Below are 20,162 nucleotides of genomic sequence, written 5' to 3' on the forward strand. Positions count from 1 at the left end.
TCTTTGACAAATTGACCCGCCATTTTATTGCCTTAAAGCTTTACTGACCAAAAAGTCTCACGAAAGGTTTGTTGATGAACAAGAGTGAAAGCAAACAATCAATCATTCATCAACAGTTTAATGATGTTCACCCTGCGATCAGAACCGGTGGTAACCAGATGGCTGACGTCGTTGCTGAAGTTGGCTGATATGACCGAACCCCAATGATAAACAGTGGCTTTTTCTACCCATGATCCATCAGTTTCCTGGCCAATAATTTTCGCCGTGTTATCTAAACTGGCAGTCAACACATGGCGGCTATCGGCACTGAAGGTGGCTGAGCTGACCGAACTATTATGACGAATTTCGAATTTTTTTTCCCACAATCCATCATCATGATGGTCATAAATTATAACTCTGCAATCGTGAGTGGCCGTAACCATATGACGGCTATCAGCGCTGAAGGTGAAATTGGCGTGGGCATCGCCACCGTTGTGCAAAGTGGCTTTTTCTTCCCATAATCCACCCGCACCCGCCTTATGGCCACAGATTTTCGCCACGCCATCTCCACGGGTGATCACAAGATGGCAGCCATCGGGGCTGAAAGAGGCTGTTTTGACCACACGACTATTGATAATAGTGAGTTTTTCTTTCCATGTACCATCGTCCTCATAGCCGTGGATTTTCACAGTGTAATTGCCATTGACGGTAACCAGATGGTGTCCATCGGGGCTCATGGCGGCTATATCGACACCTTCTTCATGGTAAATGGTGGCTTGTTCTTCCCATGTTCCGTCTTCCTCCTGGCCGTAGATTTTCGCAGTGCCATCGTAACTGGCGGTCAGCACATGGCGACTATCGTCGCTTAAAGTAGCTGAGATAACATTGTCATCATGAGTAATTCTGGCTTTTTCTATCCATAATCCATCGGACTCCAGACTATAGATCTTCACTGTGTGATCGTCGCTGGCAGTCACCACATGGTGTCCATCGGCGCTGAAGGAGGCTGAATTAATATCGTTACCATGGGCAATGATGGCTTTCTCTTCCCATAATCCATCGTCATCATGACCATAGATTTTTGCTATGTAGTCGTCCCAGGTGATCAGATGGCGACCGTCAGGGCTGAAGTCAGCTGAGATGATATAGTCATCATGGTGAACGGTGGCTTTTTCTTCCCATCTTCCATTAGCCTCGCAAACGATGATTTTTGCGGTTTCATTGTGACTGATGGTCACCACTTGGCGGCCATCGTCGCTGAAGGTGGCTGATCTGACCCAGTCATCATGGGAAATGATGGCTTTTTCTTGCCATGATCCATTGTCCTCCTGGTCATAGATTCTCGCCGTGCCATCATTACTGGCAGTTACCACGTGGAGGCCATCGGTGCTGAAAGTGGCCGATCTGACTTGACCTCTATGGGTAATAGTGACTTTAGCCTCTAAATTAAATGTTTTGCGTTGCGACATTAAATCTGTGTTGTTGAAAAAAACCAGAGCAGGAAAATCAACATTGTTTCGGCGCTCTATAAGTGACTTGGTTAACACTTGATCATTTGTAAACTGCCCCACCCAACGGCTGAGTTGTTCATCACTTTTTGCTGTGATGACCGTCTTTAACAGAGACTGGTGTGGAGAAGAAAAGCGGCGATACCACGCCTTTGCCAGAAGGTCTTCTCCTTCAATAACCTCTCGAAAGTAGGTACACACCTGTTTTAAACGGGCAATATCTTTAAGTCTCAAACAGCCAATAATTTTCAATTGTGTCAGGCTAGGCAAATTGAGTAGTGAAAGTTCACCCTTGTCAGATACAGTAATTTTTCTACCTGCACTGACACCTATACCCGTTGACGCTTGCTTCGATATAGATTGATCAGGCGTTGTTGAGTGTGTACTGCCAGAGTTTGGATTTATTCGATCCATGCTTGGTTACTCGTATTAATCCTCAATTAGAAAGGACATTCAGAATTGATACTGCAAATTTGACTCGGTTTTAAAATAAAAGTTCAAAATATGTTGTTAAGTGCAACGGACAAAGCTTCTGTCTTTCAGCACACTCAGAATGGCTTTGGCTTCACTCAGCCAAAGCTCACTGGATCGGTGAGGGTGAGAGCTTTCATTTTTCACGTCAAAAATTAAGAAAAATTGAAGCTAATTTCTCTGGTAGATATACCTTTTCAAACGCTGGATTTCTGCATCTTTGATAGATGAATCAGCCATTTTTTGGCCTTAAAGAGCTTTTCTGAAAAAAAACCAACGGGAGGCTTGATTGTAATTGTTTTAACGCGAAACAATGCAGGAAACACGAGCACCTCGGGAAGCAACAGGAAAGGGCCTGGGATATTCGATTTGTTCAGAAGTACTGCAAGATAGAAAGGGTATCAGAAAACAGCACACACTCTGGTATTTGGAAGGTCTGTATTGAGAACACTTTGAAAGAGTAGACAGCAGGGAAGCTGTGCTTCCCCTTTATCCTAAATGCGTTTCTGACATTCTTGCCTGCAAAACGTCACAGTCACGGGTTATCAGATTGTGGTGGTTCTGGTGGCCGCTCAGGCTGAGACCTTAGTTTCTGTCGCTGTTCCCGTAGCGTTTCCGGAGTCAGGGGGTTGCCACCGTTTCCATTATCTCCAGGCCTGGTTACATTTTCAGGATTGGCTGGGCCCATTTGGATTGGCTCCTGGCCCATCGGGATTCACTCCTGGCCCATCGGGATTCACTCCTGGCCCATCGGGATTCACTCCTGGCCCATCGGGATTCACTCCTGGCCCATCGGGATTGCTCTGGTTCCCCCTGGGTTGCTCCGCAACAACTCTGGGACTATTCGAGCGGTTCAAACCTTCAAAAGCCTCCAGCCTCACCGGTTTATGGCGTACTTCCTTCCAACGCTTTTCCCACTTGTTATCGTGATCTCTCTCACCCTCTTCGTGTTCGTTGTCGCCTAGTTTGTGGGCTATCTGCCTGATGCCGTCTTCTAAGGCATCCAGTTTAGCTTTATCGACCTTAGGATTGTAATTTGCAAAGTTTGTGGTCTCGTGTTCTGCCAGAACTTTTTTAGCGGTATCCCAGAGCTCCTGGAAGTCATCTCGCTCCATGAGCTTGTCATCCCACGGAATAAGGGTAACGGGTTCCTTTCCTGGAAAGGCAATCGTCACTTTGAGATCTTTGGGGGCATTCTTTGGATTTTCCATAGCATCCTTGGCCCGGCTTAATAGATCAAACTCTTCATAGCGTTGAGAGACCTTGGCTGCTTCATCCAGTTTCTCCTTTTGCCTGGCGTTGAGTTGATCCTCAGACATGGTTTCAAGCTCCATCGCTTCTCTCATGGCTTTCTCTTCGGGAGTCTCGTTTTGTCTCGGATCGGGATTTTGGATCGGTGGCTGACTACCAGGCCCAGGATTCCTGTTTCCTGTCGGATCGGGATTTTGGATCGGTGGCTGACTACCAGGCCCAGGATTCCTGTTTCCTGTCGGATCGGGATTTTGGATCGGTGGCTGACTGCCAGGCCTTAGCCCCGGTGTATTTAAAGGGTTTGAAGGATCGGTTCTCCTTTCGTTTATGGGCGTGTCAGGAGTCCTGCTTTGCTGCAGCTGATTAAGCTGTGGATCAGGATTAACAGGACCACTAATTCTATGAGTGGGCGTGTTCCCGTCCGATGATAAAGGGGCATTACTACCCGTATTGCTAGCGGGTATCTGAAGACTACCACTCCTTCCTGAAATTTCCATGCCACTACTCATATGCTGCTCCTTTTCTGTTAATAGCCATGACCTGAGTCATCGGCGAAGTTCATCCTGATTTGAGTTCAAAACTCTCGATATTGGTCAATGTTGACCGTTGATACCATGTTTGATTCAGAAACATCTGAAAGGTTCCCTTAAATCCAATTTTTGCATTCTGAGATCCGATCTTAAGGAGCAGTCTGTCATCAACAATGGAGTCAGTATGAAGTGAGTTCTGCGAGTTGTTCACCGCAAGTGACGGGAAATATGACATAAAAAAAAGCTGCTCCTGAAACAGAAGCAGCTTTTTCGAAGAAGCAGAGCTTCGGGAAGATGATTACATCATACCGCCCATACCGCCCATACCGCCCATACCGCCCATATCAGGCATAGCAGGAGCAGCAGCGTCAGCAGGCTCATCAGCAACCATCGCCTCAGTAGTGATCATCAGACCAGCAACAGAAGCAGCCGCCTGCAAAGCAGAACGGGTGACTTTAGCAGGGTCCAGAATACCCATTCCGATCATGTCGCCATATTCACCGGTAGCAGCGTTGTAACCGAAGTTGCCTTCGCCGGACCTAACCTTGTCGACAACAACAGAAGCTTCGTCACCGGAGTTAGAAGCGATCTGACGGATTGGGCCTTCCAGAGCACGCAGGATCAGTTCAACACCCGCTTTCTGTTCAGCGTTGGCAGTTTCAACAGAGATCTTGGACAGAGCGCGAACCAGAGCAACACCACCACCAGCGACTACGCCTTCTTCAACCGCAGCGCGGGTAGCGTGCAGAGCGTCTTCTACGCGAGCCTTCTTCTCTTTCATTTCCACTTCGGTAGCAGCGCCTACCTTGACAACAGCAACACCACCGGCCAGCTTGGCTACGCGTTCCTGCAGTTTTTCCTTGTCGTAGTCGGAAGAAGAGTTCTCGATCTCGGCACGAATTTGCTCAACACGGGAAAGAATATCAGCCTGGTTGCCGGCACCATCTACGATGGTGGTGTCTTCCTTGGTGATAGCGATGCGCTTGGCAGAACCCAGATCTTCCAGGGAGGCAGCTTCCAGAGACAGACCGACTTCTTCAGAAATAACAGTACCACCGGTCAGGATAGCAATGTCCTGCAACATGGCTTTGCGACGGTCACCGAAGCCAGGCGCTTTAACAGCAGCGACCTTCACGATGCCGCGCATGTTGTTCACAACCAGAGTGGCCAGAGCTTCGCCTTCAATATCTTCACCGATGATCAGCAGAGGCTTGCCAGCTTTGGCTACGTTTTCCAGTACTGGCAGCAGATCACGGATGTTGGAGATCTTTTTGTCAACCAGCAGGATGAATGGGTTTTCCAGTTCAGCAGACATGCTTTCCTGGTTGTTGATGAAGTAAGGAGACAGGTAGCCACGATCGAACTGCATGCCTTCTACTACGTCCAGTTCATTTTCCAGACCGGAACCTTCTTCAACGGTGATAACGCCTTCTTTGCCTACTTTCTCCATGGCTTCAGCGATGATCTGGCCCACCAGCTCATCGGAGTTTGCAGAGATAGTACCTACCTGAGCGATGGACTTGCTGTCTTCGCAAGGCGTGGACATGGTTTTCAGCTGTTCAACAACAGCCGCTACTGCCTTGTCAATACCACGCTTGAGGTCCATTGGGTTCATGCCGGCAGCAACGTACTTCAGACCTTCGTTCAGAATGGACTGAGCCAGAACGGTTGCAGTGGTAGTACCGTCACCCGCCTGATCGTTAGCCTGAGAAGCGACTTCCTTAACCAGCTGAGCACCCATGTTCTGGAATTTGTCAGACAGCTCGATTTCCTTGGCTACGGAAACACCATCTTTAGTGATGGTTGGAGCGCCGAAAGACTTTTCCAGCAGAACGTTACGGCCCTTGGGACCCAGAGTCGCTTTTACTGCGTCAGCAAGGATGTTGACGCCTTCCAGCATTTGCTTGCGAGCTTCGTCGCCGAACTTAACCTGTTTTGCTGCCATGATGGGTAATCCTTTGGAAATTTAAAACAGTTGCTATGAAAACGAAGTTCCGGGATCAGTCTTCCAGAACAGCGTAGATTTCGCTCTCGGATACGATGATCAGCTCTTCACCGTCGATCTTAACGGTGTCAGAACCAGCGTACTTACCAAAGATGACTTTGTCGCCGACGCTGACACCCACAGGACGTTTTTCACCATTGTCCAGAAATACGCCATCACCGACAGCCACTACCACACCCTGGTTTGGCTTTTCAGTAGCAGAACCTGGCAACACGATACCGCCAGCAGAGGTAGTGGTTTCTTCTTCACGACGAACGACCACGCGATCACGCAACGGACGGATTTTCATCGATGTATCTCTCCAACTGTTTATGCTGAAAAACCAGCAATCAACTCTTGTCAAACGGTCTGACTTGCGATGTCAGAACCGAACCCAATTATCGGTAATCTAGTAAGTAAGGGTGGCTTTAGCCTTTTCAAGGGGGCACTAGAATTTTTTTTCATCTTCCCGCTTGAACTCACCTTCGAGGGTCTGGTGGATACTCCGGCTGGTGTCGATGTCCTCACGGTAATATTCACCCTCAAGGGTGGTGGATGACTGTTGCGCCTGCCATCGACCACTTTTGATCATGCGTCTCAGCAGCGCTCTGCGCACCGGGGGAAAGAGCAGAACCAGCCCGATAAAGTCGGTGATAAAGCCGGGAATCATGAGGAACACCCCGCCCAGGGCAGTCAAAAAACCTTTCAGCAATTCCAGCGCAGGCTGCTCACCACGATTCATCTTCTCGCGAGCCTTCATCATGGTACGAAAACCCTGACGACGAATGATCGCTATACCAGCCACCATACCCAGAATAACCAGAATCAGTGTATTAAAAGCGCCAATATAGCCCCCCACCTTGATCAGCACGACCAGCTCGAGGGCGGGAAGCAGTAAAAAAATCCAGAAAGGGAAGCGCATGGAAGCCTCCAGAGACAACAGTGCTTCTTATATAGTGTTAATCATGGAAACTTCAAGGATTGAAACGTAAAAAGCCCCAAACAACCTCGGGGCTTTTTATTTGTACAAGCCTGATATCAAGCTACTCTGGCCATCTCTACCAGAGTCTTGCGCACTGCCATTGGCTCGTCCACTTCTGTCGGGAAAGGAATACGAACCAGCTTGTCTTTCAGCAGCAGGTGCATACCGGTGGCATCAATACCGGCCATCTTTGGCTCAACACCTTCCGGAAGTTCGATACCAGCCACTTTACAGTACTTCATCATCGCATCGACATGATCTTCATTCATATGCTTGACCATGCCATTTTCTACGCTGCCGTAAAATGGGTTTTCACGAGTCATCAGCTCGTTCTTCACCCAGAAAATCTTACCGAAACCACCGATGAAACGTGCACGCTTCAGATGAATACGGTAAAAGTCAAAACCATGGGTTTTGTGATACTGAGCAGAAGGTGGAAAGAAAGAGTAGTAACGTTGCTCCAGCGCCTTCAGTTCTTCATTGTCCGCTTCAATTTTTTCGGCATCGCCGATCCAGGTCAGACGCCCTGCCTTGTGGATATCGTCTACACCACTTTGGGTGATGATTAGAGAAACCTTGGGGTTAGCTTCAATGTTTTTGGTGTGCTGAGCGAGGTCACTGATCAGGATGATCGGGTTACCCTGTTTATCAAGGCAGTATGGCATAACAGAACCAAATGGGTACCCGGGCACGTCATCAGAGTGAGTGGACAAAATACCGTGGTACTCATTCAAAAGCAGGTTACGTGCGTCGTGTGCGGCTTGAACCTTGGGTTCCATCTGTTTCCCCCTGTATTTTCATATCATAAAACATACCACTTATAACCATCGCCTTTGAAGATTTTCAAAACCCAATGGGTATATTTCGATATGCAGAACTCTGTTCTTCAACCTATGGCCGGAATCAACTATGGCTGATGATTAAGACACCTGTTTCAGGCATTTTGAGGCGATTATATATTAATGATATTGATTATCAATAAGATTATCATGCAGCATTAGCTGCTGTCTTTCCGTGAGCTGTTTTTTATTTGGAACTTAGTACAAAAATGGAGGTCTACCTGATAGATAGGCAGATCATAACGCGCTTAAATCTGTCAAATTACCTCAATTAATCTTACAGGAGTTTCGTTATGCAAATCGGTAATCCAATGGCTCAGAGCCCGGCAGTGGGGCAGCCTGTTTCCACATCAGCCAACGCTTCTGAGGGTGGTGTGTTTAAAAATATCAGGAAAGTTTTTTTCAGCTATGACCCGGTGGAGGGAACCAGGACAAAATATATACCTTGCTTAACGTTCATGGCAGGCGCTGCTTCTGCCGGAGCCGTTTCCTTTGATGCTTTGGTTCAGAATTGGACGCCTGCCAGAGTGGTACCCGGTGCAGCTCTGACCGATCGCCTTATTGCCGTGGTAGAAAATACCGTTCAGAGAAATCCATTTGCCTGCGGTGCAGCTGCTGGAGCTGCAACTGCTTTCGTAGGGTTGAGTATGCTTGCCAGCAGTCTGAAGCCTTTAGCCAAAGAGTGTATAGAAGCGGTTCGGGAAGAGTTAAGGCATCAGCTTCAAAGGGACTTTCAGGAAATCACGGTTCATAAGGAGCTGATTTCTCAACATCAGAAAAACCTGTCGGAACTTGAAGTTCATCTGCCGGCAGAGAAAGCAAGATATAACCAACTATCGCAGGAAGTCTATTTACAGAGATGGACCTGCTATCGGCGAGAGGCTGATTATATGGCGGGGCAGTTGAAAGGTTATGTGGATGGCGTGTTGTCGTCTAACTCCGGGAACCGGGGAAATGTCCAGCGTGGACGCCATCAGGGTGATGTCTATAAGGCCGGTGTCGAGTTATCAAGGTTTGTCAGCAAGGAGAATCAGGACTATTCATTCCTTTCCCGAATACAACTGCTTAATGCTCTCAAACCTGTTTTAACTGAGAGTGAATATAAGAAAGTTAAGAGCATACTCCGGGACTTTCCTGTCAAGCCCTATCCCATCATCCATCAGGGCCCAGTAACCAGAGAGTATGCAAAAGTCCAGGAACAATGTGCATCAGAGCAAAGAGAGGTAGGGGTATTAGAATCCAAAATCAAAAAAGTACTGGGCCAATACCCTAATTTAAGGCCTGATGCTGCTGGTAATATTCCCCAGCCTCCGGCCAAGGAGTTTGAGCCCTATATGCCAAAGTGACTTGATTGATGATGTCTCATCAATCAAAAAAAGACCAGGAGCCTGATGACGTTTCGTTGCGGGCCCGGAACTTGCGGGCGGCTCCTTTTCCGTAAAAATCGGTCTGGTAAAGCGTTTTCTGATCATGTTCCATGGTGTTACCCCTTTAATTACAGCCAATATTTGCTGTCTATTGAGGTGGGGTATCCGGTAGAAAGTCATCCACCATGACTTCATCAAAAGACCAGGGACAGGTTTCAGGGAATGTTGCTTTCGGGAAACCTGTCTCCCTGACTGCACCTTTCACCGCACGATGGTAAGCCGGTGGCGTAACAGCATCGAGCTTGCTTTTAAGGCTGGGGCTGTCTTTGATCAGCATCTGAATCTGGTGCCGCTGTTCGGTGACCGTATTACGCCAGCTTCGACTCTGGAACCTGGGTTGATAGAGCCACTTAAGCAGGTGCATAAGCAGGATCGCCAAGTGAGACTCAAAAGCCCGGTAGTCACTGCGACCCATACTTTCAATTTCCTCAAGAATATTGGAGACATCAATTTCAGAAAGTCGTCCGGTACGCAGCAACTCAGCCTGTTGTTGTGTCCAGCGGTAAAAGTCGGTGTTGTAAAGGTTGTTTGAGTTATCCATAGCAATATTCCCTTGTGAATCAGCCATTGAGTATAGGACAACGGATGTCAAGACTCCCATCACCGCCTAATATCCTGATTTGGCTTTGACTTCAGCGCTGATGATTCTGGCAGATACTCTAATAGTTGTTGAGCGTAATATAATCAGAGTGTCACGGCTGAATCAATGGAAAGGGACTGGTTCTAAGCTCAGAGAATTGTTGAGGAAATCATGAAGCTTTTTGTAACAGGGTTGCTCTGTTTGACACTCTCTACTTTGACGATTGCGGATGCGGATACAATGTCGAAAGGAATCTTTGAGTTAATCAACCAGCGGCTGACTTATATGCAGGATGTAGCCTTATTTAAGGCCACGAATCATCGTGCTATTGAAGATTTGACCAGAGAAAAACAGGTGCTTGAGAAAGCATTGTTTGATGCACAGCAGGCTGGTTTACAACCAGATTCCATCGCTGTTTTTTTTCAGGCTCAGATAGATGCGGCCAAGGCTATTCAATATCGATATAGGGCGGAATGGTTATCTGCCAAACCAGAAAATAAAAAACACCGTGATCTGGCTTCCGAGGTCAGGCCCAAGCTTATAGAGCTTGGTCATCAGATCGTGATGCAAATTAGCGAATACCTTCAGAATGGAGGAGCATTTGATAATAACATGCAGCAAGACTTTGTCAGGACGGTCAATGCAGCGCACCTGTCCGAAAACGACAAAAAGAAAATGTTTGAAAGTCTTCAAATGATACGTGTGATTAAAAACCAGTAGCCTGTGGATGGATCGAAAGCCCCCGGGAAGTTCAGCCAATCCTGACTGACCAAGAACAGCCCTGACAAAGAAGCTCATACTCCTTGTTACTCAGAAAAACCAAACCGTCTATAGAGAATTCGCTATGTTCCGTTACAATCATTGAGTGATTTTCAGACGTAGAAGAACAAAAGAATGAATCTCGAACAAAGCAACATCCTGATTACCGGTGCTGCCCGCGGTCTGGGCAAGGCCATGGCACTGCATCTGGCAGAAAAAGGTGCCAGCCTTGGGCTGATAGACCTGAAAGGCGAAGCCCTGGATCAGACGGTAAAGGAGTGCTCTGAATTGGGGGCAAAAACCATTGCCCTGCCTACCAATGTCGCCAACGAACAGGAAGTAGAAAACAGTATCAAAGTTGCCAGAGAAAAACTGGGCCCGCTCAACGGTCTTATCAATAATGCGGGCATCCTGCGTGACGGTCTGCTAATTAAGGTGAAAGAGGATCAGGTCACTGACAAGCTTTCACTGGCAAAATGGCAATCAGTCATTGACGTCAATCTCACCGGTGTTTTTCTCTGTGGTCGTGAGGTGTCTGCCAGCATGGTTGAATCAGGAAGCAAAGGTCTGATTCTAAACATTGCCAGCATTTCCCGCTCGGGCAACTTCGGACAAACCAACTACTCTGCCGCAAAAGCCGGTGTCGTCGCTATGACGGTATCCTGGGCTAAGGAGCTGGCTCGTTTTGGCATCAGGAGCGCTGCGATTGCACCTGGCATGATTGAGACTGAAATGACGCTGGGCATGAAGCCCGAAGCTCGCGCCAAAATGAATGCGGGTATTCCGGCGGGACGCATGGGTAAGCCTGAAGAGATTGCAGCAACGGCGGCGTTCATTTTTGAAAACGACTACTTCAATGGTCGGGTGCTGGAACTGGATGGAGGTCTGCGCCTCTGATTCATGGCCGCAGAAGCTACTACCTTCTGTGGCCATTCTCACTACCAGGAATAACCAATGCCTACCTTGATCTGACTCGAGGTTTTATCAGCACCTTCTGTAGGAATACTGTCGTAGTCCAGGTAATGCATCAGGTTTAGAGAAAGACTTTCAGATAACCCCACCCTGAGGCCATGCTCTCCATCAAACAGCCACTGCTGGCCTGAATTCAGACGGTAAAACAGCTTGCTGTTAAAGTAATACTCAAGGTTATCAATAAGCTTCTTCCGATACACCAGTCCTGTCGTCATCGCCAGATTTCTCTGGTTATCTTCCAGCTGATAATCTTCCCAGAGATGAGTCAGACCAACGGTGGTAATCACTGTTTCTTTCACCGTTTCCCTGAAGCGGTAACCGAGCGAACCACCGAGCGTCAGTCTTGATCTCAGATCTTCCGCTGAGTCATACTCCTGATCCAGAGAGCCCTGAACGAACCAGTGCTCGGTGAAATAGCGACTATACGCATACCCCAGCTCCCACTCCTTGGTGGAAGAGTCTGCGTCATCTTCCGTCTCTACTTCAATGTCCCACTTAAAACTGTTTTTGTTCCACTCGTCATTGATATCCAGGTTGCCACTGAGCGTAAATGTGGTTTCTTTGTCCTGACCCTGATCGCTGTCCAAACCAAAGTTGACCTTGCCAGCAATGTCCCAGTTAGCAGCCAGCACCGGCTGTTCAGTGAGAATTTCTGCCACTGGCCAGACTGCCGAAAAGCTCCGCTCATAACCATCAGGATCAACAATCGTCAGTTGATCACCATTGCTCTTTAACTGACGCTGTTGAGCCTCTTTCTCTCCAATCAAACCCACCCAGAGCGGCTGGTCTGTCTCCAGAGCACGGACATGGCGCCAATTAATGGTAATGTTACCTGCATAACGTGTAGAAACAGTCAGTTTACCCGCTTCCAGACCCATGATTTTGCCACTGATCACATCTCCATTTTCCATCCATACCTTATCCGCACGAGCCATCGTTACCATACCGAAAAGAAAGATGATCCAGACTGTGTGCAATCCGAAAAAACGGCCAATGCCCCTGAAAAACTGGAGCCCCATGAATACCCCTCGATGAATCGATGTTTTATTGCTTTCTAAGGGTGACAAGAGTTCCAAATTAATAAACGTTTAACAAGAGGGAAAGCCGTTATAGCCAGCGGTTTTCCCTGGCTGAACCAGTAATAAAGCAAAGTTGTCCCTCCTTTTGCCAACCTGAGGCGCTTCATTCTGGAAAAATGAAAAACGTTTCACGACAAATAGCCGATGGATTAGGATATGCTTGGCAGATTCTCTGGTGATACTTATCCCTAGCAGCCTGTCGGACTTAAGCGTCCGTAGCGAGGATTGCAAGAAATTGAGGATAAAAAATTCTGCTTCTGAGGAGAATAGCGAGCTATTTGACGAAGAAGCAGGAATTTTTAGACCAATTTATTGCAACCGCAGTAGGACAGCCTTAAGTCCGACAGGCTGCTAGATGACTGCTTTATAAAATCAGCCTGGAGACTTGGCTTGCAAGCACCGTTCAGTCCATCCGATATCTGGCTCATCCTGACCAAAATACCCGAGGGTAGCGTGGTCACCTATGGACAACTGGCCAACATGGCCGGTGCACCAGGCTATGCCCGGGTAGTCGGTAACATTCTAAAGCAACTGCCTTCAGGTTCCGGACTTCCCTGGCACAGAGTCATCAACAGCAAAGGACAAATTTCGTTTCCAGTGTCCAGCGCCAAGTATCAACAACAGCAATCCTTGCTTGAATCAGAAGGTATCACTTTGCTCAATGGCAAAGTCAATCTGAAGCTATTTCAATGGAGTGGAGAGTAAATCTTGAACGACCTGGATCAGCACCCTGAAGACATTGCCCTGGCGATTGAAATTATTCGCCAGTTGGAAAACCTTAACTATCAACCTGAAACCATTCTCCAGGCAATGGTGCATGTTTGCAGGGATTCTCTCGGCAAGCTTCCAGAACAGGAAAAGGGGCAGTGGCAAGCAAAACTGATCGCCGAGATCAAAAGATAGAGTTAGCGGGCTTTTTTGCCCGCCTCGTCAATCGGGAGCAGCCTCCTCAGACTGCTCCATCAGCTTCTGTAAATAAGTGATTAACAGCAACACTGGCAATCCAAGAATAGCGGAGCCTGCAAAAAAGATGGGGTAGTTCACCGCATCCACGACGCTGCCGGAGTAGCCTGCCATCAGTTTGGGTACCAGTGTCATCAGTGAACTGAAGACTGCGTACTGCATCGCTGTGAATGCCCGGTTCGTCAGACTGGAGAGGAAAGCCACAAAGGCAGCAGAAGCAATACCGGCGCTGAGATTATCAGCTGCAATGACCACAGCAAGTATCCAGGTTTCAGGTTCCATTTGTGCCAGCATGGAAAACAGCAGGTTACTGACAGCAGCCAGTAGCCCACCGATCCAGAGGATTTTCATCACACCGTAGCGAAGGGCTAATAGCCCGCCCAGAAAACCACCGGCAATGGTCATCAACAAACCAAAGGTTTTGGTGATAGCGGCTATCTGTTCCTTGCTATAACCCATGTCCTTGTAAAACACATTGGCAACGGCTCCCATCACAATATCAGCAATCCGATAAGTGCCAACCAGCAGCAAAATATAGATCGCCAGTTTTCCATAACGCGCAAAGAAGTCAGTAAATGGTGTGACGTAAGTTTCTCTGACCATCCCCCTGGGTGCTACGTTCAGGCTGATCATCAACCAGGCAGACCCTCCACCCAGAGCGACACTGAACAGCAACCGGAAGGATTCAGAAAAGAATCCTGCAACATGTGCAGAAAGCCCGCCATCCACCAGCGTCGTTTTCAACTGGGAAGCTATCTCAGGGGTCAATGTAAAGCCTGCCACAAAAGCGCCTGCTGCCACTACAAACAACCCCAGAAAACGAACATAGTCACGGGTACCGTATTGTTCAGAGAAGGCTGACTGATTGTTTTCAGGCTCTGAAATCAATAGTGTGGTGGCAACCCCTACCAGCATGAACGCCGCCATACAACGATAAACAGAAGCCCAGGCCTCATAGTGGTAAACGGATTCGTCGCCACCTGAAAACCAGCTGGCCAATGCCAGACTGCCTGCCCCGGCTACTATCATACCGACTCTATAGCCTGCAATGTAAGCGGAAGACATCATGGCCTGAAGATCGCTCTCCGCAGCTTCTATACGATAGGCATCAATGACTATATCTTGTGTGGCCGATGAGAACCCCAGCATCACTGCCCCTACTGCAACCCAGGTCAATCCATAGATGGGATCATGACTCGCCATAAATAAAAGAGCAGCCATCACCGCAAACTGGGCAAGTAACAGCCAGGCTCTTCGGCGCCCGAGACTTTTTGTCAACCATGGCAGGGGAACCCGGTCAACCAATGGGGCCCAAACAAACTTGAATGAATAACCCAGGGCAGCCCAGCTGAAGAAAGTCACCATGCTGCGTTCAACACCCGCCTCCCGCAACCAGATAGACAGGCTACTGAATATGAGTAATATGGGAAGGCCTGCTGAAAAGCCAAGAAACAGAGCACTGATTACCCTAGGATGCCTGAAACTCTTCCATGCCTCTCCCCAGGAACGGGTAGAAGCGTTCATTAGTTGCATTCTGCTCCTCCGGGTGTGCTTTTGACGGTTTTTATAGTGTTCTTCGTTGAACTCTTGGTGGAAAACTGTCCCGATAATATCAACATAATGATTGTGCCTTCCAGTGGTCGAATCTATTGAACTGAGTTTATGTCGCAGAACTCCCGGGAAGTTTTAATCAAAGCACACCTGAACATGCCGGGGAACATTTTTTTCGTCTGGATGTTGCTCAACAGGAGAGGCGAGCCTCTCCTGTCAGGATCAGTCTCTGAAGTTATTGTATTGAAGAGGCATCTCGGTGTCCGCTTCTCTCAGCAAAGCAATAGCGCTCTGAAGATCATCACGCTTCTTGCCAGAGACGCGAACCTGCTCGCCCTGAATGGCAGGCTGTACCTTGAGCTTGGCATCCTTGATCATCTTGACGATTTTCCTGGCCTGCTCTTTATCCAGCCCCTGACGAACCACGACATCCTGTTTAACCTGCTTGCCAGAACCATAATGGTCTTTCACTTCCAGGCATTTAACATCAATGCCCCGTTTGACCATTTTGGTTTTCAGCATTTCAACCATCTGCACCAGCTGGAAGTCAGCATCGGCTGTCATCACAATCTGGTTTTCACCGCTCTTTTCAAAGCTGGCTTCAACCCCTCTGAAATCATAACGGGTGGTCAGCTCGCGGTTCGCCTGATCGACCGCATTGGTCAGCTCGTGCATATCCACTTCTGAAACAATATCAAATGAAGGCATGAGGGATTTTCCAATCAACAAACTCTGAAAGTAGATGACTATTGTATCCGAGAATCCCTGCTGAATGGCAAGCCCCCGTTACAACGGGTATGGCAATCAAGACGCTTTACCACGGTCTTCCAGCCTGAAACCAATTCTCACGGTCACCTGAAAATGTGCGATCTCACCATCCTCAATATGACCCCGATGCTCCACCACTTCGTACCAGCCCAGGTGATTCAGAGTGACACTGGCAGTGGCAATAGCATTGCGTATGGCATCGTCGCTGCTGACGGTTGAGCTGCCTACCACTTCCAGAATTTTATAGATGTGTGACATAAGTACTCTCCACGACGTTGGAACGTAGAGGTAGTATAGACATCCTTTTAATCGCGCTTGGCAAGAACAAACATTTGATAGCCGAACTGCCCCAAGAATTTACTGTAGATATCCAGCTCACTCTCGATATCCTTCAACGCTTCTGATTCAGACATATCTGATGACAAATCATGGATTCGTTTTTTCAGTGGTTCAGAGTAGTTATCCCACGACTCCCTGCTGAGAGAAAAGTGGTCGACTACATCATACCCGGCAGCATCCATTTGTTTCAAACGAGTGCTAATCGCCTGAATATCAGGATAGGACTGCTCCCAGAACGCCATCGCTTCTTTGTCTGGCTGATCTGTCAGCCAGACCAGGTCGCTTAACATCATGTAGCCACCGGGCTGAAGAAGCGGCCGCCACTGAGTCAGTGCTTTTTGAACCCCCATGATGTAAGCACTGCCTTCTGACCAGATGAGATCAAAGCTTTCATTCTCGAAGGGCAATTCAGTCATGCTGACGCAGACACTGGAAAGCCTTCCGGAAATATCCTGTTCCTCAAAACGTTCTTCCAATCGAGCCAGTGCTGACGGTTCGTTATCTATTGCAGTGATGTTTGCGTCGGTATTGTCTATCAACAACTTGGTTGACAGACCTGTGCCACAACCAATCTCCAGAATATCAGCAGGGGCTTCAGGCAGCAGAGACAAGGCTTTCAGTGTGTCTTTTTCATTGCCTGGCCCCCAACGTTCCAGCGTCTCATAAACTTTCATAAAGTCGTTCATATAGGTTTCGTGATCATTCATGTCTTTTGATAACCATTTTAATCTGAGGGCTTCTTTCTCAGTAAAACCCTGCTTCACCAGCCAGTTAAGATGAGCATCCGGAGCCACCCTTTCGAGGTCTTCATGCCAGGTTCTGAGATCACCTTCACCCAGCATGGCTGCCAGCAACGCTCGTGATTGCTGCTTCAATGCAATGTCTTCATCAAGCTGCCTTAAGCGATTTCGTAACAAATCTTTGTCTATCTTTTCTTCAAGGCAAACTTTGCACTCTTTCAAAGTCAGCCCTCCCGCTTGCAGTTGCTGAATCAGGCGGACTCTTTGCAGGTCTTCATCGCTGTAGAAACGGTAGCCATTTTCAAGCCTCTTACCTGAAATAAGCTGCTGTTTCTCGTAGTAAAGAAGCGCAGTGCGTGAAAGCCCGACAGCGGCGGCTAATTCAGAAATTCGGTACACACTGAAGTATCCTCAAATCATCAACAGGGAGGAACTTTAAGCTATAAAGCTGTAGACAGGTCAAGGAAAATTGAACGCCCGGAAATAAACAGAGACCAATCCCAAGATGCCGAAAGCCTGTAAAGTGTCATCAACGTCTAGTTCAGTGGAGGTCTTACGCTGAAGTTCGACACAACAATTTCTCCACATATGTTTGATTTTCAAAAAAGATTGAAAAATACTCTATTTGCCATTATGACACATAACAAGGAGGATTTATGGCAACATCACTACCCAGAATCACCACCCGTATTGATACAGATACAAAAGAACTACTGGCTGAGGCTGCGGCTATTATCGGTGTTTCCAGCATTAATTCCTTTGTACTGTCCGCTGCTATTGAGAAGGCCAAACAGATCATGGACAGCGAGCGATCCCTGAAACTGAGCCAGCAAGATGCTCTGTTACTTGTGCAGGCTCTGGATAAAGATTTAAAACCCAATCCTCGACTTAAGCAGGCGGCCCAGCGTTATAAAAAGACAGGGAATAAATGAAAACTTTAATTCTCGATAAGAGCAAACACGACCGTCAAGGCTTTGATTGCGGTGTTTCTGCCCTGAACAATTATCTTCAAATGATGGCGAGGCAGCAGGCAGGGAATGACAATACCCGAACCTTTGTGCTGGAGGACTCAGATTGTCCAGAAACCATTATCGGGCATTACACGCTGACCATGATTCCACTGGACTTGCAGGCTCTGCCTGCCAGACTGCAAAAAAACACAGTAGCGCCGGTTCGGCAGGGCTGATTGCCCGCTTAGTCATCAACAAATACTACTCCGGGCAGGGTTATGGAGAGTGGTTGTTAATTGACGCTTTGCATAAATTACTACAAGCCAGAGATACTGTCGGATTCCCATTGGTTGTCGTAGATGCCAAATCCGGCATAGCTGCTTTTTATGAGAAATTTGGTTTCACACCTTTTATTAATAATCCAGACAAATTGTTTATCACCATTAAAGAGATCAGAGCCAGCCTGCAATAATCATTGCAACTATTCAGTGACACTCCCCGCCTTTGTTCATCAAATAGCTTGCTATTCTCGGTAATACTCCCAGTTATCCATTAGCGACTCCAGTTGCCCTATATACTGACGATATGCAGATAACTGCTTCCCAACCCGCAGTAATAAAGGATTGGTCGGACTGGTCTGAAAACCCAGACTTTGAACAAAATTGTCAAAAGGAACAGTGACAACTTTGTGCAAGGTTGCCATGTCAGCCTTCTGCATATCTTGCTCCTCATGTTCCATGGCAAGCCGGATCAAAAATCGCGTCAATGGCTCGACAAACGCAGCCTCTGATTGGAAAGGCCCCTCCGTATCAGAATGGTCCGAGTTGTCTTTTAACCAATGATAAATCTGACTGCAAATTTCTCCAACGGTAGCTTCTTCCTGAAATTTTTGTAATTCATCAATGGGGGGTATGATATCCGATCCAAAGCCCCTACGATGAGTTTCAATAGATTTTTCTAAACGTTCCAGTATTTTCGGGGATATTGCCGTGCAAACCAGATCCCGGATGTCAACTTCGTCGGTTGTATCCATTGGACTGGGAACATCTGGCTCCTCACCCAGGCCATTCCCGTTAGCACGGTTATGAAATAACAAGAACAGTCCTGTAACAAGTGAATAATAAACAGGGTCTTTCACTATGCGCAAAATATCGTTATTGGCGCTACTGTTGGCGTGATCAATACAATAAATACTGATACGATCGCTCTCCAGTTTCATCATGAAATTGCCCGTTTGGAAATCGGTGTTTAAAAAACAGGATTCACTGACTAAATCCAAATAAACCTCTAGCACAAGTTTATGAATGCCGACGATAATAGTATTTATTTCCGCTTCACTTAACCTTCCACCCTCTTTCCAGTCCGGCTGCCACGAAGTGAGCCTTTCCCTTAACGCGTCTGCCCGATCAAGAGAACAGCCATCAATATACTCCATCACAAGGGCATCAGGACGGGATAAAGGTACAGACACCTCAGGGACCCTGAACTGAACCGGCACCTGATGGCCTGAACCGCTACTTACCTGATACTGCCTGGTTTCTGTCAAATCTTTTAATGCCTCAGACGCTTTTTCGGTAAACGTAAGTTCCCGTGATAAATCACACTCATTACTAAAATTCTTGAATGCACTGGATATGTCGTCAAAGCATATCTTAGAGATAAAACCCCAGTCATGGAGGGTAGAAAACAGGCTGATCATCATCGAAACATCAATGTTAATTTTTTCTGCCAACTCAGGTGATAAAGATTTAACAGCAAAATCTCTTCCACCAATATTGAACTTATCGACCTGGCAAACAGTCCCACGCCCAAGTGTTTCAACATGCCGTACAGGTACTGCTGAAACGGCACTGTTAGCTATGAACTGGCTACCGCTGTCATTATCAACTGTGCCTGATCGTTCCAACTTGGCATCTTCAGAAAGCAGTCCGACATTAACCAGATTGTGCTCGATAATTTTCCTGATTACCTCAGGATCAACCTTGCCTGCCGAATACTGGCTTGCGACTTTGATTATTTCAGTCGTGTAGTTATGAAGATCTTGATATGATTTGAAATACTCAGCCGGTGCCTGTGTTGCAGCTACGTATTGGCCTATTTTGCCGCACAGCCCGCCATGTTTATGAAAAAACTGAGCAATTGGTTCAGGAGAACGATAACAAGCCACCTTCGCCAGTGTAGTGCAGCCACTATAAGCCAACCCAAGAACACGTGATGTCCTTTTAAGGGAGCGGGTGAGTCCTTGTGTCACTGAGCTAGCCGCCTGAGATATCGTCCTGAAAACCAGGGTTTCACCCGCTCTGGAGTGATCGGCTGCAGGGTATTCATGCGCCGGTTGCAATTGCTTATCGGGATTAATGGCGGTGACAGTGCTTTTTGATGATGCACTGGTGGAAGCAGTAGTCTCAGACACCCTGCTGTAAGCACCGGTGCTGGTCACTCCTCCGGTATTATTGGAAACATCCATATCATTCTCCTTGGCTCATCCAT

Annotated in this window: 19 protein-coding genes and 1 pseudogene; 7 read left to right on the forward strand and 13 right to left on the reverse strand. The window is 47.5% G+C overall.

Going from position 1 to position 20,162, the window contains the following annotated elements; all coding sequences use genetic code 11:
- Nucleotides 1-98: 98 nt before the first annotated feature.
- The 6 genes from KBW69_RS05600 to KBW69_RS05625 all read right to left on the reverse strand — a co-directional run bounded on the left by KBW69_RS05600 (nt 99) and on the right by KBW69_RS05625 (nt 7,484).
- The gene (locus KBW69_RS05600) at nt 99-1,901 is read right to left on the reverse strand and encodes an F-box/WD40 repeat-containing protein (protein ID WP_257280244.1); all 1,803 of its coding nucleotides are present in this window, start codon (nt 1,899-1,901) and stop codon (nt 99-101) included.
- A gap of 725 nt (nt 1,902-2,626) precedes the next feature.
- The gene (locus KBW69_RS05605) at nt 2,627-3,706 is read right to left on the reverse strand and encodes a hypothetical protein (protein WP_257280245.1); all 1,080 of its coding nucleotides are present in this window, start codon (nt 3,704-3,706) and stop codon (nt 2,627-2,629) included.
- Between the two features lie 331 nt (nt 3,707-4,037).
- The gene (groL, locus tag KBW69_RS05610; RefSeq protein ID WP_257252345.1) at nt 4,038-5,684 is read right to left on the reverse strand and encodes a chaperonin GroEL; all 1,647 of its coding nucleotides are present in this window, start codon (nt 5,682-5,684) and stop codon (nt 4,038-4,040) included.
- Nucleotides 5,685-5,739: 55 nt separating this feature from the next.
- Entirely contained in the window at nt 5,740-6,033 is a 294-nt protein-coding gene (locus KBW69_RS05615) for a co-chaperone GroES (RefSeq protein WP_257252343.1), read from the reverse strand.
- 138 nt (nt 6,034-6,171) lie between these two features.
- On the reverse strand, nt 6,172-6,645 hold the full coding sequence (locus tag KBW69_RS05620; protein WP_257252342.1) for an FxsA family protein: 474 nt from the start codon (nt 6,643-6,645) through the stop codon (nt 6,172-6,174).
- Nucleotides 6,646-6,761: 116 nt separating this feature from the next.
- On the reverse strand, nt 6,762-7,484 hold the full coding sequence (locus KBW69_RS05625) for a HugZ family protein (RefSeq protein WP_257280247.1): 723 nt from the start codon (nt 7,482-7,484) through the stop codon (nt 6,762-6,764).
- Nucleotides 7,485-7,837: 353 nt separating this feature from the next.
- On the opposite strand from KBW69_RS05625, the gene KBW69_RS05630 reads away from it, so the two are divergent.
- The gene (locus KBW69_RS05630) at nt 7,838-8,890 is read left to right on the forward strand and encodes a hypothetical protein (protein WP_257252340.1); all 1,053 of its coding nucleotides are present in this window, start codon (nt 7,838-7,840) and stop codon (nt 8,888-8,890) included.
- Nucleotides 8,891-9,059: 169 nt separating this feature from the next.
- Here the strand turns inward: KBW69_RS05630 and KBW69_RS05635 are convergent, their stop codons facing one another.
- Nucleotides 9,060-9,512, reverse strand: coding sequence for a DUF29 domain-containing protein (locus tag KBW69_RS05635; RefSeq protein ID WP_257252339.1), 453 nt, complete (start codon nt 9,510-9,512; stop codon nt 9,060-9,062).
- A 210-nt stretch (nt 9,513-9,722) separates the two neighbouring features.
- Here KBW69_RS05635 and KBW69_RS05640 point away from each other — a divergent pair, with 210 nt between their 5' ends.
- Together KBW69_RS05640 and KBW69_RS05645 are read left to right on the forward strand one after the other, a co-directional pair.
- Entirely contained in the window at nt 9,723-10,271 is a 549-nt protein-coding gene (locus KBW69_RS05640; protein WP_257252337.1) for a chorismate mutase, read from the forward strand.
- A gap of 174 nt (nt 10,272-10,445) precedes the next feature.
- Nucleotides 10,446-11,207: an SDR family oxidoreductase gene (locus KBW69_RS05645; RefSeq protein ID WP_257252336.1), complete on the forward strand. Its 762-nt coding sequence runs from the start codon at nt 10,446-10,448 to the stop codon at nt 11,205-11,207.
- 41 nt (nt 11,208-11,248) lie between these two features.
- On the opposite strand, the gene KBW69_RS05650 is transcribed toward KBW69_RS05645, so the two are convergent.
- The gene (locus KBW69_RS05650; protein WP_257252334.1) at nt 11,249-12,301 is read right to left on the reverse strand and encodes a DUF481 domain-containing protein; all 1,053 of its coding nucleotides are present in this window, start codon (nt 12,299-12,301) and stop codon (nt 11,249-11,251) included.
- Nucleotides 12,302-12,751: 450 nt separating this feature from the next.
- Here KBW69_RS05650 and KBW69_RS05655 point away from each other — a divergent pair, with 450 nt between their 5' ends.
- Entirely contained in the window at nt 12,752-13,066 is a 315-nt protein-coding gene (locus KBW69_RS05655; RefSeq protein ID WP_257252865.1) for an MGMT family protein, read from the forward strand.
- 3 nt (nt 13,067-13,069) lie between these two features.
- Nucleotides 13,070-13,264: a hypothetical protein gene (locus tag KBW69_RS05660; RefSeq protein WP_257252864.1), complete on the forward strand. Its 195-nt coding sequence runs from the start codon at nt 13,070-13,072 to the stop codon at nt 13,262-13,264.
- Between the two features lie 27 nt (nt 13,265-13,291).
- On the opposite strand, the gene KBW69_RS05665 is transcribed toward KBW69_RS05660, so the two are convergent.
- The 4 genes from KBW69_RS05665 to KBW69_RS05680 all read right to left on the reverse strand — a co-directional run bounded on the left by KBW69_RS05665 (nt 13,292) and on the right by KBW69_RS05680 (nt 17,121).
- Complete coding sequence (locus KBW69_RS05665) at nt 13,292-14,857, reverse strand: MFS transporter (protein WP_257280248.1); 1,566 nt, start codon at nt 14,855-14,857, stop codon at nt 13,292-13,294.
- A 240-nt stretch (nt 14,858-15,097) separates the two neighbouring features.
- A complete protein-coding gene (locus tag KBW69_RS05670; RefSeq protein ID WP_257252861.1) occupies nt 15,098-15,583 on the reverse strand; it encodes a YajQ family cyclic di-GMP-binding protein in 486 nt (161 codons plus the stop codon).
- A 96-nt stretch (nt 15,584-15,679) separates the two neighbouring features.
- Nucleotides 15,680-15,901, reverse strand: coding sequence for a dodecin (locus tag KBW69_RS05675; RefSeq protein WP_257252859.1), 222 nt, complete (start codon nt 15,899-15,901; stop codon nt 15,680-15,682).
- A gap of 47 nt (nt 15,902-15,948) precedes the next feature.
- The gene (locus tag KBW69_RS05680) at nt 15,949-17,121 is read right to left on the reverse strand and encodes a MerR family transcriptional regulator (protein WP_257252858.1); all 1,173 of its coding nucleotides are present in this window, start codon (nt 17,119-17,121) and stop codon (nt 15,949-15,951) included.
- 257 nt (nt 17,122-17,378) lie between these two features.
- Between KBW69_RS05680 and KBW69_RS05685 the strand changes: the two genes are divergently transcribed.
- Both KBW69_RS05685 and KBW69_RS05690 read left to right on the forward strand, forming a co-directional pair.
- On the forward strand, nt 17,379-17,654 hold the full coding sequence (locus KBW69_RS05685; protein ID WP_257252857.1) for a DUF1778 domain-containing protein: 276 nt from the start codon (nt 17,379-17,381) through the stop codon (nt 17,652-17,654).
- Nucleotides 17,651-18,144 (forward strand): annotated as a pseudogene (locus KBW69_RS05690) (GNAT family N-acetyltransferase). The gene KBW69_RS05685 and the pseudogene KBW69_RS05690 overlap by 4 nt, the downstream one beginning before the upstream one ends.
- 51 nt (nt 18,145-18,195) lie before the next feature.
- On the opposite strand, the gene KBW69_RS05695 reads toward KBW69_RS05690, so the two are convergent.
- Nucleotides 18,196-20,139: an AarF/UbiB family protein gene (locus KBW69_RS05695; RefSeq protein ID WP_257280249.1), complete on the reverse strand. Its 1,944-nt coding sequence runs from the start codon at nt 20,137-20,139 to the stop codon at nt 18,196-18,198.
- Nucleotides 20,140-20,162: the final 23 nt, after the last annotated feature.

The sequence above is a fragment of the Endozoicomonas sp. ISHI1 genome, assembly GCF_024606225.1.
Classification (GTDB): Bacteria; Pseudomonadota; Gammaproteobacteria; order Pseudomonadales; family Endozoicomonadaceae; genus Endozoicomonas_A.